The organism is Acinetobacter nosocomialis (assembly GCF_041021905.1).
Taxonomy (GTDB): domain Bacteria; phylum Pseudomonadota; class Gammaproteobacteria; order Pseudomonadales; family Moraxellaceae; genus Acinetobacter; species Acinetobacter nosocomialis.
This window is the reverse complement of record NZ_CP157432.1, coordinates 2,822,525-2,838,997: the sequence shown is the minus strand read 5'-3', so window position 1 is coordinate 2,838,997 and position 16,473 is coordinate 2,822,525. Positions and strand designations below refer to the sequence as shown.

Here is a 16,473-nt window from a genome sequence, read left to right as displayed (position 1 = left end):
AAGCAGAAGAGCCTAGCATTTTAGGACAAAGCAAAGCCGACTTCTATGGGGGAAGTCGGCTTTTTCAAACAGTATTGTAACTAGAGAGTTTTTAACTAATTTAGTTTTGCGATTGATAAGCTTTTACGTCTTGACAAACTAACTTGTTTTGCTCGTTACCAGCAGCTTTTGCATCATTACGTGCTTCTTTTAAGACTTTCTTGAAACTTTTGTCTTTGCTACGTTTTTCTAAAGCTGCAACTGGGTCTGCTTCATTTGGTAAATAATCTTTCACAAGGCGCTCATAACCTTGGGCAAATTCAGCATCTTTTTTGCCAATTAAACTTGGACAAATTTCAGAAAGTACTTGAATTGCTGCTAATTCTTCGGGTGTAGTCCCTTTGGTCGGCGTAACTTCAACAACATTTTCATTTTCAGTTTTCTTTTCAGCTGTTTTTTTCTTGTCAGCAGCATAACCCACTGTTGCCATTGTCATGAGTAAAACAACAGAAAGTGATTGAACTAAGCTTTTTTTCATAAACATGGATAACCTGAAACAAAAATTTGAAATATGCCGATAGCTTAAACAATTTAAACGCTAAAAAAATGGAAAAAATGTATTGTTATGTAGGTTTTCTGCTTTACATAAACAGAAAACCCTTCAAAGAAAAGCGTATTGAGTCAAATAAACTTAATCTTTGTAATTTACCACTTCCTGACAAAGTTCGTGTTGCTCATGGTGATCCATTTCTTTTGCCGCTTGGCGAGCTTCACTTAAAAGTGTCTTGTATTCTGCATCATTTTGTAGGGCAGAAAAGGTAATTGACTTATTGGAATAACCACCAAGGTACATTGCAATAATCTTTTTAGTATTCGTTTCAAGATTTTTATTTGCGCCAACAAAACTAGGGCAAATTTCTTGTAAAACTTGAGTAGATGCAATGTCATCTTTAATTAAGCTATCAGCTTCTTGTGTCGAGATACCCTCATCAGCAAAAACCGTTTGCGTACACAATGTGATACTGATCCCCAATACTTGAAAAAAAGGAGCGAAAGTTTTCATTTTTTCACAATTTTATAATGCTATGGAGGCATAAATATATATAATTCAACAAATAATTCAATTGAGAAAACCTTCGGGTTTATTTGTCGAGAAAGATTTTTTGTGAATATTCTAATTGCGAATGATGACGGTGTATTTGCACCAGGTATACAGGCTTTAGCTGAAGCGTTAAAACCATTAGGCCGTGTTGTAGTAGTTGCTCCAGAAAGTGAAAGAAGTGGATTTTCGAGCGCGTTAACGTTAGATCGCCCTTTACGTCCTATTCAAATTGCTGAAGATGTATGGGCTGTAAATGGAACGCCAGCCGATTGCGTCTATTTATCTATGAATGGATTGTTTGATTTCGAATTTGACTTGGTAGTTAGTGGAATCAACAGTGGTGCAAACTTAGGTGATGATGTTCTGTATTCGGGAACAGTCGGCGCTGCATTTGAAGGACGCTTAATGAAACAGCCTGCAATTGCGGTTTCTTTAGCGGGTTCTGATGTGCGTTCATATAACCATAAAGATGATTATGCGCAAGCAGCCAAATGGGTACATGACTTTATTGCCAAAGGTTTACCTGCGCTACCACCTCGACATATTTTTAATATTAATATTCCGGATGTACCTCAGTTGAAAGGTACACAAATTACCTATCAAGGACGCCGTGCTCAGTCTAAACCCATCACAAGTCATGTCGACCCAAGAGGAAGACAGGTTTACTGGATTGGTCTGGCAGGTGAAGCAGTTACGGATCCGCAGCGTATTGCTAGCCAGATTCAATCTGACTTTTTTGCGGTTGCAAACGGTTTTGTGAGTGTGACCCCAATTCAGATGGATGCAACAAACTATGCGGTTTTAGAGGATTTGCAGGCAAGCTTGGGTCAATAATTTGGCCCGAATGTTATAACTTTGTGAATATAGAAAAAGAGGAACATGTTTCCTCTTACTTTTTTGGTACTCTTAGCCGAAATGATTTGTAGCATTTAGTGAGGGAGATCGATGCATTTAACTGGGCAACAAAGCAGATCGCATATTCAAAGAGACAATATAATGAAAATTATGATGTTGTCTGTAGCTGTAGGTTTTACTGTTGCAATGGCAGGATGTGCTTCTAAACCACAAATTAATAATAGTTCTCGCTATTCAATGGCTCCTAACTATTACACCGTTCGTTCAGGTGATACTTTAAGTGGCATTGCAATGCGTTATGGTTTGGACTATCTCAGTATTGCAGAGATGAATGATATTGCTCCGCCATATCGTATTTATGTTAATCAATCATTACGATTGAAAAAAGCTTCTTCACCAAAAACCGTGTCGACACAAGTCATGGCGCAACAAGAGCCGATTAAGCGCCAAACAATTGCATTACCGACAACCACAACTCCACCAACAACAACGGTTACTACACCGCCGCCAAGAACAGTTGCACCAACAACCAATACTAGCGTAGGGGCTTCAATTCCAAGTTCAAGCTTGCGTTGGGTGAAACCAAATAATGGTCCGGTTATCCAAGGATTTAATTTGGCGAATAATGTCAAAGGAATTCGTTACGGTGGTAACCAAGGTGATCCTATTTATGCGGCAGCTGACGGTCAAGTTGTATACGCAGCCGATGGTTTAAAAGAATATGGTAATCTCGTTTTAATCAAACATATTGATGGCTATATCAGTGCGTATGCCCACAATAGCAAGATGATGGTGAAGAGTGGAGACAATGTAACCGCAGGCCAAAAGATTGCTGAAATGGGGTCTTCAGGGGCTTCTCGTGTCATGCTTGAGTTCCAAATTCGCCTTGATGGTAAACCAATCAATCCGGCAAATCTTTTACCAAATTAGCTAATGCAATAAATATAGGTTTCCTCGTATAATGTAATTGGTTGCTTTCATTACAACAATAAGCATTTTTTATAAATTTAGAATTAGATTTGAGGAAACCTATGTTAGATCAGCTTCGTGCGATGGGTGTTTTTGCTTGTGTGGTTGAAAAAAGTTCATTTAGTGGTGCGGCACGTGAATTAGGCATTACAACAAGTGCTGTCAGTCAGCAAATACGTTCTCTTGAAAATGAAATGGATGTAATTTTATTACACCGTTCTACTCGAAAACTTAGTTTGACAGAGGCTGGACAGGCTTTTTTCTCAAGTTGCCAAGAAATGTTGGCAGCAGCAGAAAGAGGCAAAATCAGAATCAATGAATTGCGAGATGACTTGATTGGTGATTTGCGTATTGCAACAACCCCAGACTTAGCAGTTCAGCACATTATTCCTGCTTTATCTCACTGGATGTCTGCCCATCGCGGTTTATCTGTTCATTTTGAAGTGGGGCATCGTTATATCGACTTAATTGAAGAGCGAATTGATATTGCGGTACGTATGAGCTCTACGCCAGTAGAAGAGAGTAGTTCTGTAGTTCCTATGGCTTTTGTCGATCAGATTTTGGTAGCCTCTCCCAGCTATCTCAATCAATCAAGCCCGATTTTGCATCCAAACGATTTAAACAACCATGAGTTGCTTTCTATCAATGCAATGAATGAATCACGCACTTTTAACTTCCAGCATGCTAAAACAGGTGAAAAATTAAATATTGAGATGGTAAGCCGTTTGCAAAGTAATAATTTGCAAGTTGCTAAAGCCTTATGTCAGCAAGGACATGGTATTGCTAGAATTTTATATTTAGATGCTCAAAAAGAGTTGAAGGCTGGTTCTTTAATTGAAATTCTTCCAGATTGGAAACTCCCAGCTTTCACTTTATATGCAGAGATCGCCAAGCACGATCAACAGCCAATGAAGATTCAGCGTTGTGTTGAAGCGCTTAAACAGTACTTTAGTCAATTGGCTGGCGGAAGGGCCATGCAAATTGTTCGCTAATTTTACCTTATTCATAAAAAAGGGCTTGTGATTACAAGCCCTTTTTTACTTAGTGCTATTTTTGCTTCAGAGTCGCAACTTCTTCTTGAGTCTCTTGCGGAAGATCATCAGCTGTGAGCTCTTCATGTTTTTTGATTTTTTTCTTGTTTTTCTTTTTCTTCTTTGGTTCCTCTTCAATTTCTGCACCATCTTCAATGGCTTGCCAATATTCAAGTTGCTCCATTACAGCCGCATAAATAGAGTGCTTACTGTACTTGCCTTTTTTATCGAGTGTACCGACTGGACGAGCCATTAAAATTTCAAGTGCTTGGTCAATCGTATCAATCGCATGAATATGGAACTGACCAACTTTTACTGCATCAATCACATCTTGGCGTAACATCAAATGTTGCATGTTTTGACGCGGGATAATGACACCCTGTTTGCCAGTTAAACCTTGTAATTTACAAGCATCATAGAAGCCTTCAATTTTTGCATTTACACCACCAATTGGTTGAACTTGGCCTAACTGATTCATAGAACCGGTAATTGCCCAGGATTGATCAATTGGTATTTGGCTAATTGCAGAAATTAGTGCAGAAAGCTCGGCAACCGTTGCACTGTCACCGTCGACTTGCCCATAGCTTTGTTCAAATGCAAGCGCAGCAGAGAAGTGTAAAATCTGTTCACGGCCGAAGTGAGCTTTTAAGAAGCTAGACATGAGCAACACGCCTTTGGCATGGAGTGAACCACCAAGTTCTACGCTACGTTCAATATCAAGAATATCACCGCCACCTTGATAAACTGAGGCAGTCAAACGTGAAGGTAAACCAAACTCAACATCTGCATAGTGAATAACGGAGAGGGCATTGATTTGACCTAAACGGTGGCCCGAAGTTTCGATTAACTGAGTTCCACGCGATAGATCCTGCCAGTAAAGTTCTCTTAAATAGCCTAAGCGATATTGTCTATGTTGTAATGCAAGATTAATGTGTTGGTCAGTTACAATCTTTTCATTGGCTTTAAATGCATGATGATGTGCTTCACGAATGAGGTCACCCAAAGTTGAAGCATGTAATGATAGTGAGCTTTGGTCTTCCGCCTGACGGCTTGAGTCGGTAAGTAAAGCTGCTAAGGCACTACGATCAAATGGAAGTAGTTTATCTGCTTGTACATAGTCAGCAATTAGCTGCATGTAAGCTTGTTCATTTTCGTCATTACGCTGTAATGTATCGGTAAAATCTGCACGAATTTTAAATACACTACCAAGCTCTGGTTCTACTTCTAAGATTTCATAATAAATCTCAGGTTCTGCCATAAGAACCACTTTAATATCAAGTGGAACTGCAGCAGGTTCTATCGAGATAGAGCCTGTTAACGTCAACATGTGTTCAAGAGAAGAGAGTTTGAGTTGACCTGATTTTAAAGCACGCTTTAAACCCTGCCATGCATAAGGCTGTTCGAGTAATTGCTCGGCTTCAAGCATTAAAAAACCACCATTCGCTTGATGTAGAGCACCTGGGCGAATGAGAGTGAAATCTGTGGTAATTGTACCGTTGTGCGTAAGCTGTTCTACATGACCAAGCAAGTTGTAGTGGGTTGGAAAATCTTCAAAGATAACCGGTGCACCGCTGTTTGGTTTATTTGAAACAATTACATTTGCTTGATAACGTGCTGGTACACGATTGAACATAGCAGGAGCAAAGTCATCTTCTTCTTGCTCTAAAATGAGTTCAACATTGTCAATTACATCTTGCGCATATTGTTTTAAATAATCTTCAAGCCCTTTAACTTGACCATACTTATTTAAAATTAAATCTATTCGTGGCATGACCACTTGAGTCGCGATGTCTCGATTTAAAACAGAGACTTTGTCTCGTGCATCGTCTTCTAAATCGCCTAAATGCAAACCAAGACGCTCAAGCTTTTTATCCATATAGCGAATATTCGCCGCGATTTCAGCACGCTGTTTACTATTTAAAGCATCAATTTCTGCTTGGGTCAGTTCTTGAACCTGATCATTTTTTACTTGGACAGGCACAAAACCATGCTTCTCATTTCGAGAAATTAATTTTAAATCGAGCTCTTCGCCTTCTTTTGTTAACTCAACAAGCGCTTCTTGCTGCTCATCTCCAGTTTCCTGACGAATTCGCTCAATACGGTTATGATAAGTCTCGGCACTAAAACGGCGTTCAAGCTGTTTTAAAATAATTTGCCAAGTTTGATGAAGAGTATGTTGAAACTTGGTACCTTGCCCAGCAGGGAAGCGTAGCGCAATTGGCTGACGCGCTTGCTTAAAGTTATAAACATATACCCAATCATCTGGAGTAGGCATTGTTTTGGCATGTTGTTGTAGTAAACGCTTAATCATGGTGCGTTTACCCAAACCTGCCGTTCCTACTGCAAAAATGTTATAACCAGAGTAGGGTAAAGAAATGCCAGCTTCTACTGAAGCTTTGGCACGATCTTGTCCTAAAAAGTTATTAAGCGGTTTTATACGTTTTGTTGAGGCTGGAATATTTTCAAAATCTGGAATATGTGTAAGTTGTTCGGGTTTTAAGGCTGTTTTATCCAAAGTCATTTTTATATCAGGTTGCTCAAAAGCTGAAGGAAATGCATTTATTGTGACGTTTGTGGTGTTTGTTTTAGCGAGTGATAAAGTTGAAGTTGTCACTTGATCAAGTTTTTGTGTCACTGTTGATATCCAGCAAAAGAAAACGAAGGTTGAAGATTAAAGGTATACAGGTTTAGCATAAAATATCAAGCAAACTTGCTGCTTTTATCACCAAAACAAAACTTGATTGCAGAAAGAATCTTGAAAGCAATTGTAAGAAGCGATTGAATAGACGCATTTATAATTTATGGAAAATAAAAAACGAATGACCACACAAACCTCTGGTTGGGTCTCGGCGTTTAAAGCATTTTTAGACCGTCGTGCATTAATTATGCTATTTCTGGGTTTTTCTGCCGGAATACCTATTTTACTAATTTTCTCTAGTCTTTCTTTATGGCTAGGTGAAGCGGGCATTGATAAAAGTGCAGTCACTTTTTTTAGTTGGGCAGCTTTGGGATATTCCTTTAAGTTTGTTTGGGCACCTCTCATTGATGAATTGCCAGTACCGGTCTTGACCAAGGCTTTGGGTCGAAGACGTGCTTGGCTGCTTATTGCTCAGTGTTTAATTGTGCTTGCGATTTGTACCATGGCTTTTGCCGACCCAGCTTTAGGCCATAGCTATTTGGTTCAAATGGCAGCCGGTGCAGTGTTGCTTGGCTTCTCGGCAGCAACGCAAGATATCGTAATTGATGCTTATCGTATCGAATTAGCTGAAACTGAAATGCAGACGGTGTTGGCGTCGACTTATAATGCTGGCTACCGTATTGGTATGATTGTAGCGGGTGCGGGTGCATTATTTTTAGCAGCACATTTAGGAACAGCTAAAGGCAACTATATTTACGAGGCATGGAAAACGACCTATTTAACCATGGCAGCAGTCATGTTGGTCGGTATTGTTACAACCTTGCTTGTTCGTGAACCTAAGGTTAATCGCGTATATAAAAACTATAAAACTACTGATTATTACCGTCTGGTTTTAGTCTTCTTTATAGCGGTCATTTCGTTTGTCATAACTTATATTTACTCAGGTCAAATTACCGAGGCAATTTCCAAAGCTGGCAATATTCAAGATAGTGCAGCTTTATTTGGTTTAGAAGCTTTAAGATTCTTAACAGCAACAGGTTCTGCCATTTTAGTTGGTTATGTGTTAGTTAAGATGGGTGTGGTCAACCAGCAAATGGCAAAAGAAACTTGGATTGCTCCAATTCTGGATTTCTTTAAACGTTATGGTGTCAAACTCGCGTTAGTGCTTCTATTTTTGATTGGCTTTTTCCGTATTTCAGACATCATTGCCGGTGTGATCTCAAATGTCTTTTATCAAGATCTAAACTTTAGCAAAGAACAAATTGCTGAAGCTGTAAAAGTTTATGGTGTGATCTTTAGCTTGGTTGGAGGCTTCTTAGGAGGCTTATTAGCACAGCGTATGAACATCATGAAACTGATGTTTGTGGGTGCTGTATTGGCAAGCTCTACTAACCTCATTTTCATTGGTTTAGTGAAATCTGGCAAACCCCTTGATATGGTGGATGTTCAAGTGGGAGACAAACATTATAAAGCTCAGCCAGATGAAGTAGGTTATTGGAAGATTAAAGTCCCGAGTTCCACTTTTGAAGGAACAAAACAAGTTGATGTAAAAGCTGGCTATGCTTTGCAAGGTCAACAAGCAGAGACCATAGTCCGAGTTCAACCTTTAGTAACAACGCATGCTGAACATGTACCCCTACAGATTTTACCTTTAATGGGAAGTGACCAAATCACTGCTAAATCTTCTGAAGGCAGTGTGGTTGTTCGTGGTCAGTATTTTGGTAAAGCTTTATCGCCTAACCAAAAGATTGTGTTGAATCTTGATGGACAGAATTTTGATGCAAAAATGACAGATCAAAAAGGTGTATTTAACGCTGCAATTGATATGCAAAAATTACTGTCATCACCAAGCAAACAAATTACTGCTTCAGTTGTCGAAGGAAATCAAAAAGTATTATCAGTTTCCCATCATTATAACGTTGCTTCAAATTCTGTACCCAAAGCTGAATTAGATGTAAATATTGACCCTCTACCATATATTGATACTCAGTCAGGTAAAGAGGTCGAGATTAGCGGTAAAGTCATTAAGCCTTATAGTTCGCTGTGGCTCTACTTTGCAATTGTTGTGGATAATATGGCTTCGGGCCTCGCGGGTGCAGCATTTATTGCATTCCTTTCGAGTCTAACCAGTGTGTCATTTACCGCTGTTCAATATGCGATCTTTAGTTCACTCATGACCCTTACACCAAAACTTTTAGGTGGATATTCAGGTACCATAGTGAGTAATATTGGGTATCCAAACTTCTTTTTGATGACCACATTGATCGGGATTCCAATCTTAATTTTAGTGGTTTGGGTTGGAAAACTACTCAAAGATCATCAAACACATGAAACAGAAAAGGCAGGTGAATAAACATGCGAATGCTTCATACAATGTTGCGAGTAGGCAATTTAGAACAATCTTTAAAGTTCTATACCGAAGTATTAGGGATGAAGTTACTTCGTAAGCGTGATTATGAAGAAGGTCGTTTTACACTAGCATTTGTTGGTTATGGCGATGAAGAAAATAATACCGTGCTTGAACTTACGCATAACTGGGATACATCAAGTTATGATTTAGGCAATGCCTATGGTCACATCGCAATTGGTGTCGAAGACGCTTACAAAGCATGTGAAGAAATTAAAGCACGTGGTGGTAAAGTTGTGCGTGAAGCAGGCCCAATGAAGGGCGGTGTAACAGTGATTGCGTTTGTTGAAGATCCAGATGGCTACAAAATCGAACTCATTCAGCAAGATGCAAACGCTAGAAATAATTAAGTAATTGACTCAGGCGCTTTAAGATTTAGGTCTTAAAAGCCTAGCTTTATTTTTATAGCCCAGTATGATGAAGGCTTGACCAAATGGTCAATTTATCAACTGGGTTTTTATTTGTCTAAAATAATCATAGGATGTGAACATGCTGAAGTTCTTGGCACTTGATCGATTTACAATTTTGTTAGTTGGTATGGTGCTACTAGCAACATTTTTTCCAGTCAGTGGTCAAGCTGCGCAGTATTTCAATACACTAACTACAGTCGCGATTGCAATTTTATTTTTCCTGCACGGTGCTAAGTTATCTCGTGAGGCAGTCATTGAAGGTATTTTGCATTGGAAAATGCACTTGCTGGTATTTGCAATTACGTTCTTTATTTTTCCTGCCCTTGGTTTATTGGCTAAACCTATTCTTTTGCCCTTATTAGGACAGCAGCTCTATTGGGGCTTTTTGTTTATGTGCTTCTTGCCCTCTACTGTTCAGTCCTCTATTGCATTTACTTCAGTGGCAAAAGGAAATGTAGCAGGGGCGGTATGTAGTGCATCTTTTTCAAACTTGGTTGGCATGTTCATTACACCAGTTTTAGTGAGTTTCTTTATTTTAGGACAAAGTCAGCATGGCTTTGATCCAACATCATCTATTATAGAAATTACGCTGTTGTTATTGGTACCATTTGTTTTAGGGCAATTGCTTCGTCCTTATGTTTTTCCATATATGGCAAAAGTACCAAGTATTGTAAAAGCGTTCGATCAAGGCTCAATTTTGATGGTGGTGTATGGCGCATTTAGTGGGGCGGTGGTTGCTGGACTTTGGCATCAAGTAAACTGGAAAACCTTACTTCTTTTGGCGCTCGCTTGCTCTGTATTACTGACTATTATTATGTTGCTTGCCCTGTATTTACCGCGTGCTTTTGGTTTTAGTCGTGCCGATCAGATTACTGTTTTCTTTTGCGGCTCAAAAAAGACCTTGGCAAGTGGTGTACCAATGGCACAAATCTTATTTATTGGTCAGCCTTTAGGAATGATTGTATTGCCAATTATGATATTTCACCAAATACAGTTAATGGTGTGTGGAGTAATCGCAAATTACTGGGCTAAATCCCAAGATTAATTCGCAAAAAAAAATTATATGGCGTATAATACTGTCCACTTGTTGTGCTTAGCTCTAACCCTAGAGGTTTCGGTGGGCCAAAAGAATGGTCTGTTGTGGTGTTGATCTGCTTGTAAAAGCTTTCCTCAATTTAATTGAGAGTGATCAATTGCGATGACAGCTTAAGCCTTTCTTCAATTAGGAGTAATCGACGATGCGCGCCGATATTCACCCAAAATATGAAAAATTAGTTGCAACTTGCTCATGCGGTAACGTAATCGAAACTCGTTCTGCTTTAGGTAAAGAAACTATTTACCTTGACGTATGTTCAGCTTGCCACCCTTTCTACACTGGTAAACAAAAGAATGTAGACACTGGTGGTCGTATCGACAAATTCAAACAACGTTTTGCTGGTATGTCTCGCTCTATCAAGCGTTAATACTTCAAAACGAAACAAAAAACGGGCTTATGCCCGTTTTTTGTTTTTAGCGTCCAAGACCATTACTGGTCTTGCACATCTGTTAAACGATCAAGCTTCTTCTGAAAATAATCACCTTGTAAGAAACGTGTTTCCACATTCCATGCATTGGCAAACAGATTCATATCATTTAAGTTAGCTAATAAAATTCCAATTGGTTTTACAGTCAAATAGTTCAATACTTTTTCTTGCAAGCTATTGAGTCCTTGGTCTGAGCTTAATAGATCAGTTTTGCTAGACTGCAGTTTTACAAGCTGGATATCAAGCTGCTGTAAAATTGAATCGCTATATATAGAAGAAGCAAAGTCTCGGATTGAAACTTCTGCACCATGTTGACGTAAACGACCAATCAGCGGTTGAACTGTTGGAAGGTAGTGCTGAAGAGCTTGTTCCGAAAATTGCAAAATCAAAGGGCATTCAAGTTTACTACCAATGATAGTAAGCAGTTTGGAAATCAGCTCAGGGAAGGTTTTATCTTTCAGCAAAATATCAATATTAAGGTTAATAATGAGCCTTGCTTTAGGATACTGAGCAATGAAATTATGAAGCTGTTTACAGGCTTCTACTAATATCCAGCGATCTAGTTGAATTGATAGTTCAGCATCTTCTTTTAATTCAGCTAAGTCATTTAAATCATGCCATTGTTCATCTGCAATAAAGCCACTCGTCACTTCATAGTTATGAGTTTCTTCATCATGTTTATCGTAAATTTGCTGATACTTAAGATGTATCTCACCTTTAGCTAATTTTTGTTTCAACTGCTGTAGCAAAGAAGACTGCGAAGTCACCTCAAAGTGCTCAATCGTTAAATCAAGAGGAACAGCTTCAATGCTCGGCGAGACTGGTTTTTCTACAATAGGCGTTATTTCAAGCTGAGGGGTAACTTGAGGTAGGTTCTGCTTTTCAGCTTCATTAAGTAATGAGCTAAATGTAGTTTCAGTTAATGGTTGGTTAAGCGGAGCATAGCCAAGTTTTAACTGTACCGAAAAGTTTTGCTCATTCACTTTTAACAAGTGTTCTTTCTGCAAAGTTTGTAAACTCGTCAACTGAGAATTTAAAACCGTACTATTTTCAGCTTGTAAAATCCCGACATAACTGCCCAAGTCGACTTGGAAAATCGGCATCTGAGCATGGTCTTTTAAAAAACCATGTAGCTGATTGAAATAAAGTCCTAAAGTTTGCCAACCTTGTTGAAAAAGTCGTTCTGGACACTGTGCAAGTCTAAATAGAACCAGAGCATTTGCTTGGGCAGGGTGGGTCGATAAATGACGATTAATCTGTGGCCAAGCTGCACTTAATCCAGTCGTTTTCTCTGTTAGTGCTGTATTTGCTGGTGTTTTTAAATCAACTTGATAGTCGATGGTCAGTTGTACAGCATCTTCTTCTTGGCTCGGAATAAATTCCAGTTTTAAAGCATTATTACCAGAAATAGCTTGATGCTGACTTTGAATTTCGAAACGTGCTTGATCAAACTGGCCTAAAGAAATTTTCTTAAAACGTTGTTTAAAAATATTTAAATCGTTAGGTTGTAAGACATCTAAAATCGGCAAACCAATAATATCTTCTTCTTGCTGGAAACCAAAAAGATTCAAATATTCGGTATTTGCCTTAATATGTATACCTTCTTGAAAAATAGCGACTGCTTTATGGCTGCTATCGACCAGTGTTTGAGTATGTGTATGAATGGTATCAAGCTCAGCCAAAAGGCGCTGTTCTTTCTGTAAAAGGCGGCTATATGAAAGCGCTCGAACAAGCGTAATATAGAAATAGTCCGAAGGTTCTAATGGAACTACATCATAAATACCTTTTTGAATATAGTTTTGATATTGCGATGATTGGTAGTCATCTGGTTGTAAAAGTAAAATTGGAAGCTGCGGCTGTTCTGAGGCTTGAACAAGGGAGAGAGTTTGTTCAATTTTCAAATCATACGCACGACCAAAAATAATGACATCCCACGATGTATTTAACTGCTTTTCAAAACTTTTTAAATCATCAAGTAATAAGGCATTAACTTGATAATCATTCCCCGATAATAAAGTTAAAATTTGGTTATAACGTAACTGGTTATCATCAATAATGAGTAAACGTATTTCAGTACGTTTTAACTTTTTAGATAGTAAAGAGTTTCTCACTTTAATGCTTCCCATAAATCTTGGTTATTCGCGTTACTATTCTTTTTCAGCATGAACTGATCAAGCAGATGTTGTTGCTGCTCATTCAAAAGTTCAAATTGAAATTGAATAAAACTTTGAGTAATGAGTTGTGCTTTGAGTAGATACACTTTGATTTCTTCTGTCCCCAATCGTAAATGAATTGTTTGTTGCTCTCTAAAAATTTGAGACCCCGGTAAAATAAGCGTGTTTTGTATTTCTTCTAGATTTTGAGTTTGTAGTAATAGTGCAGGGTGGTAATTACGAGTATGGCGCTCTGCCTGAATATGTACGGCACAAGGGAACATGGCTTGCGAAAGAATTTCTAAACCCAGCTCCAGACTTTTTTCAGTCGATTGTTTAATCCAGCGAATCACACCGCCACGCCACTGACCATGGAGCGTTTCTTTGACTAAAATATATTCGCCAGTTCTTAAGTTTTTAGGCGCCTCACCAGACCATTTAATACGGTAGCCATTAACACTAATATCAAGCACTGTAGTTTGGTAAATCGTCTTGCTCTCACGACTCAAGCGCTGATACGAGCTGGTCTGTTGCTCTTTTTTTTCTAAGTTTGATAAGACTTTCGATTCACTTTGTAGATTATAGTTATTGTTAAGCTGTAGCGTTTCTTCAAAGTTTTTTGCTTTAGATAAATAAAAATGAGCAGTACTTAAGCCAAAACAGATTTGCAGTGCAGCATTGTATTCATAACGTTCATGACGGCGCTGTGCTGTGGTACCCAAAATGGTTTGAACGTGGAATTTTAGTGCTGGACTCAAATAAATCTTTTCATTTTTAGACATGTATTGAGCATTTTTATGCATGGTGGCAGTCACATGCTCAAGCAAGGCTTGTGTACTAATGAAAATGCTTGGGTTGAAATTTGAGCTTTGCTTTTTGTTATATACAGGCGGATGGTCTTTAGTCGGATCGACTACATATTTAGTTAAAGCAGAGTCTTTAGGCAAGATTTGAATCATGCGTGCCCAGTCAAAACTACATTGAAATAAAGCCTGAATTTCTGATTGACGAATCTGATTGGTATTAAAAATATCTAATAAAATCAGCTGAGCATATGCCTGTGTAATATTTGCTAAAGGGTGCTGTACACCTTGAATATGATTAATATTGGTTAAATGATATTTATACTGAACGGCTGTTTCATAAAGTTGATGAGCAATTAACCATTGACCTTTTACAGGTTCGCTGTAGAGCATATGCTGTTGGTATAAAAGGTTGGTGAGTTGCTGCAATGCATGGAATGTCGCCAAAATACGCGCAGTTTGTAAGTTTTTCTTTTGTTTAAAAGAAAATAAAGAGAACTTTTGTCTTTGTAGCTGCTCGTGGCTGGTCTGTGCAATATTTAAATAAATGCTGGCAAAATAACAACGCAGCAGCATTGCCAGCTCAATAATATGCTCGTTACGGTCGGTACTAATCACCCCTTGGTTAAAGAAGTTTTTTTCTAAGCTTGCCAAAACATTATTAATGGTTGGGTGAAGCGTTTGAATTAAGTCAAAGCGGAGCGTTTCACTGCAATTTAATTCATTTAACTCCAAAATTGCGGTAAATAGCGCTTTTGAAGTATCACCCAATTGCATAATAGAAAGGGTAGTGACCCATTCATTAAGATCTTTAATATTGGCTTCACAAAAGCTTAACCGTTCACGGGTACGTGAGGTTTGATTGTGAAAAATGTCCGAAAGTGCATTATTCATCATCACTTATTATATAACTCAAAAAGTTGTAGCCCCAAAAAGCGGTGTTTTATTCTTTTCGCCCGCAATTTCCCTGACGAGTTTAGGAACCAGATATCCAGGTAGGCTCGCTAACACGTCTTGATATATCGCATCTATTTCAGATGGCATTAAATCAAAATGTTGTGCGCCTTTTACTTTATCTAATACGTGTAAGTAATATGGCATAACGCGAGCTTCAAATAGACGATAACTTAAATCAGTTAAAGTTTGAGCAGAATCATTGACACCTTTTAGCAATACAGCCTGATTTAGTACAGTAATGTGGTGCGAAGATAACTCCATCAACTTTGAACAAGTAAAGTCATCGAGTTCAGAAGCATGGTTTGAGTGTACCACCAGAATAATACGCAGCCTACTGTTTTTTAATAAAGAAATAAGCTCTTCGTCGATTCGATTTGGAATGACAATTGGAACTCGTGAATGAATTCGCAAAATCTTAACTTGTTTGAGAGATGATAAGCGTTCTAGCCAAAGTGCAAGCTTACGATTAGAAAGTGTAAGGGGGTCACCTCCACTTAAAATCACTTCATTAATATCGGGATTAGCTTCGATATAATTTTTAATATTGAGCCAATCATCATTTTTTGGCAGATTTTCCTGATAGGGAAAGTGACGGCGGAAACAGTAACGACAATGCACAGCACATGCGCCGGTTAAGGTCAGTAAAAAACGAGATTTATATTTATGTAAAACACCCGGTAACTGATTGGCTGCTTCTTCACCTAAAGGGTCGGTTACAAACTCAGGATGCTCTTCAAGCTCTAAATGATGAGGTAATACTTGTAGTAAAAGCGGGTCAAGCGGGTTTTTAGCGTTCATTTTTCCGACGAACGCACGAGGAACACGCAATTTAAACTTTTCAGAAGCCAGAATCGCACCTGATAATAGCTGATCTGAGGATAACTCGAGTAGGCTTAGCAGTTCAGAAGGATCAGTAATAAGGTCACTGAGTTGTGATTGCCAGTTTTGCTCTTGGTATAAATAGTTTATCATTTGACACGATTAAGATAATGCAACAACGCATTATATCGCATAGTTGACTTGTTAAGTTTGGAGTGTGCCTTTCATGGCCTATTATTCTACAAATGATTTCAAAGCTGGCCTTAAGGTTATGCTTGATGGTAACCCATGTTCTATCATGGAAAACGAATATGTAAAACCAGGTAAAGGTCAAGCGTTCAACCGTGTAAAATTACGTAACCTTAAAACTGGCAAAGTATTAGAAAAAACTTTCAAATCAGGTGACTCTTTAGAAGCGGCTGACATCGTTGAAGTTGAAATGGATTACTTATACAACGATGGTGAAATGTGGAACTTCATGGATCCTGTAACTTTTGAGCAAATCGCTGCAGACAAAACTGCAATGGGCGATGCTGCTAAATGGTTAAAAGACGATTCAAATGAAAAATGTACAATTATGTTGTTCAACGGTGTACCTTTAACTGTAAACCCACCGAACTTCGTTGTATTAAAAATCGTTGAAACTGATCCGGGCGTACGTGGTGATACATCTGGCGGTGGCGGTAAACCAGCTAAGCTTGAAACAGGTGCGGTTGTTCGTGTTCCGTTATTTGTTCAGCAAGAAGAAAGCGTTCGTGTAGATACTCGTACTGGTGAGTATTTAGAGCGTGCATAATAGTTAAAAAATAAACTATTATCGAAGGGAT

14 protein-coding genes are annotated in these 16,473 nt (G+C 38.5%); 8 read left to right on the top strand and 6 right to left on the bottom strand.

From position 1 onward, the window contains the following. Positions 1-100: 100 nt before the first annotated feature. Both ABLC00_RS13235 and ABLC00_RS13230 read right to left on the bottom strand, forming a co-directional pair. Entirely contained in the window at positions 101-523 is a 423-nt protein-coding gene (locus tag ABLC00_RS13235; RefSeq protein WP_002052886.1) for an MCR_0457 family protein, read from the bottom strand. A 147-nt stretch (positions 524-670) separates the two neighbouring features. Next, positions 671-1,042, bottom strand: a complete 372-nt coding sequence (locus tag ABLC00_RS13230; RefSeq protein ID WP_004886002.1) for an MCR_0457 family protein — start codon at positions 1,040-1,042, stop codon at positions 671-673. A gap of 102 nt (positions 1,043-1,144) precedes the next feature. On the opposite strand from ABLC00_RS13230, the gene surE reads away from it, so the two are divergent. From surE to ABLC00_RS13215, 3 genes are all read left to right on the top strand, one after another. After that, positions 1,145-1,915, top strand: a complete 771-nt coding sequence (surE, locus tag ABLC00_RS13225; RefSeq protein WP_002052561.1) for a 5'/3'-nucleotidase SurE — start codon at positions 1,145-1,147, stop codon at positions 1,913-1,915. Positions 1,916-2,026: 111 nt separating this feature from the next. Next, positions 2,027-2,866, top strand: coding sequence for a peptidoglycan DD-metalloendopeptidase family protein (locus ABLC00_RS13220; RefSeq protein ID WP_004886005.1), 840 nt, complete (start codon positions 2,027-2,029; stop codon positions 2,864-2,866). A gap of 101 nt (positions 2,867-2,967) precedes the next feature. Beyond that, entirely contained in the window at positions 2,968-3,897 is a 930-nt protein-coding gene (locus ABLC00_RS13215) for a LysR family transcriptional regulator (protein WP_002052792.1), read from the top strand. Between the two features lie 55 nt (positions 3,898-3,952). Here ABLC00_RS13215 and ABLC00_RS13210 read toward each other — a convergent pair whose 3' ends face one another. Continuing rightward, positions 3,953-6,571, bottom strand: a complete 2,619-nt coding sequence (locus ABLC00_RS13210) for a Lon protease family protein (RefSeq protein WP_004707676.1) — start codon at positions 6,569-6,571, stop codon at positions 3,953-3,955. 166 nt (positions 6,572-6,737) lie between these two features. Between ABLC00_RS13210 and ABLC00_RS13205 the strand changes: the two genes are divergently transcribed. The 4 genes from ABLC00_RS13205 (at position 6,738) to rpmE (ending at position 10,854) form a co-directional block, all read left to right on the top strand. Next, positions 6,738-8,927 (top strand): MFS transporter, encoded by a 2,190-nt coding sequence (locus ABLC00_RS13205; RefSeq protein WP_004886006.1) that lies wholly within the window; start codon positions 6,738-6,740, stop codon positions 8,925-8,927. 2 nt (positions 8,928-8,929) lie between these two features. Continuing rightward, the gene (gene gloA / locus ABLC00_RS13200) at positions 8,930-9,331 is read left to right on the top strand and encodes a lactoylglutathione lyase (RefSeq protein WP_002052709.1); all 402 of its coding nucleotides are present in this window, start codon (positions 8,930-8,932) and stop codon (positions 9,329-9,331) included. Between the two features lie 133 nt (positions 9,332-9,464). Continuing rightward, positions 9,465-10,436, top strand: coding sequence for a bile acid:sodium symporter family protein (locus tag ABLC00_RS13195; protein WP_006580654.1), 972 nt, complete (start codon positions 9,465-9,467; stop codon positions 10,434-10,436). Positions 10,437-10,629: 193 nt separating this feature from the next. Further along, a complete protein-coding gene (rpmE, locus tag ABLC00_RS13190) occupies positions 10,630-10,854 on the top strand; it encodes a 50S ribosomal protein L31 (protein ID WP_001200845.1) in 225 nt (74 codons plus the stop codon). A 62-nt stretch (positions 10,855-10,916) separates the two neighbouring features. Here rpmE and ABLC00_RS13185 read toward each other — a convergent pair whose 3' ends face one another. From ABLC00_RS13185 to epmB, 3 genes are read right to left on the bottom strand one after another with little or no spacing between them, the layout of a single operon-like run. Then, positions 10,917-13,025 (bottom strand): EAL domain-containing protein, encoded by a 2,109-nt coding sequence (locus ABLC00_RS13185; RefSeq protein ID WP_080775601.1) that lies wholly within the window; start codon positions 13,023-13,025, stop codon positions 10,917-10,919. After that, positions 13,022-14,767, bottom strand: coding sequence for a hypothetical protein (locus ABLC00_RS13180; RefSeq protein WP_004707685.1), 1,746 nt, complete (start codon positions 14,765-14,767; stop codon positions 13,022-13,024). Before ABLC00_RS13180 ends, ABLC00_RS13185 begins: the two co-directional genes overlap by 4 nt. Before the next feature lie 15 nt (positions 14,768-14,782). After that, entirely contained in the window at positions 14,783-15,799 is a 1,017-nt protein-coding gene (gene epmB / locus ABLC00_RS13175) for an EF-P beta-lysylation protein EpmB (RefSeq protein ID WP_002052728.1), read from the bottom strand. Positions 15,800-15,872: 73 nt separating this feature from the next. On the opposite strand from epmB, the gene efp reads away from it, so the two are divergent. Continuing rightward, positions 15,873-16,442 carry an elongation factor P gene (gene efp, locus ABLC00_RS13170; protein WP_002052936.1) on the top strand — a complete coding sequence of 190 codons (570 nt, stop codon included), beginning with the start codon at positions 15,873-15,875 and terminating at the stop codon, positions 16,440-16,442. Positions 16,443-16,473: the final 31 nt, after the last annotated feature.

Bases quoted from the DNA above. Each gene is read 5' to 3' on its own strand.
- ABLC00_RS13235 (WP_002052886.1), bottom strand. From the start codon at position 523: ATGTTTATGAAAAAAAGCTTAGTTCAATCACTTTCTGTTGTTTTACTC.
- ABLC00_RS13230 (WP_004886002.1), bottom strand. From the start codon at position 1,042: ATGAAAACTTTCGCTCCTTTTTTTCAAGTATTGGGGATCAGTATCACA.
- ABLC00_RS13220 (WP_004886005.1), top strand. From the start codon at position 2,027: ATGCATTTAACTGGGCAACAAAGCAGATCGCATATTCAAAGAGACAAT.
- ABLC00_RS13215 (WP_002052792.1), top strand. From the start codon at position 2,968: ATGTTAGATCAGCTTCGTGCGATGGGTGTTTTTGCTTGTGTGGTTGAA.
- ABLC00_RS13205 (WP_004886006.1), top strand. From the start codon at position 6,738: ATGGAAAATAAAAAACGAATGACCACACAAACCTCTGGTTGGGTCTCG.
- gloA (WP_002052709.1), top strand. From the start codon at position 8,930: ATGCGAATGCTTCATACAATGTTGCGAGTAGGCAATTTAGAACAATCT.
- rpmE (WP_001200845.1), top strand. From the start codon at position 10,630: ATGCGCGCCGATATTCACCCAAAATATGAAAAATTAGTTGCAACTTGC.
- ABLC00_RS13180 (WP_004707685.1), bottom strand. From the start codon at position 14,767: ATGATGAATAATGCACTTTCGGACATTTTTCACAATCAAACCTCACGT.
- epmB (WP_002052728.1), bottom strand. From the start codon at position 15,799: ATGATAAACTATTTATACCAAGAGCAAAACTGGCAATCACAACTCAGT.
- efp (WP_002052936.1), top strand. From the start codon at position 15,873: ATGGCCTATTATTCTACAAATGATTTCAAAGCTGGCCTTAAGGTTATG.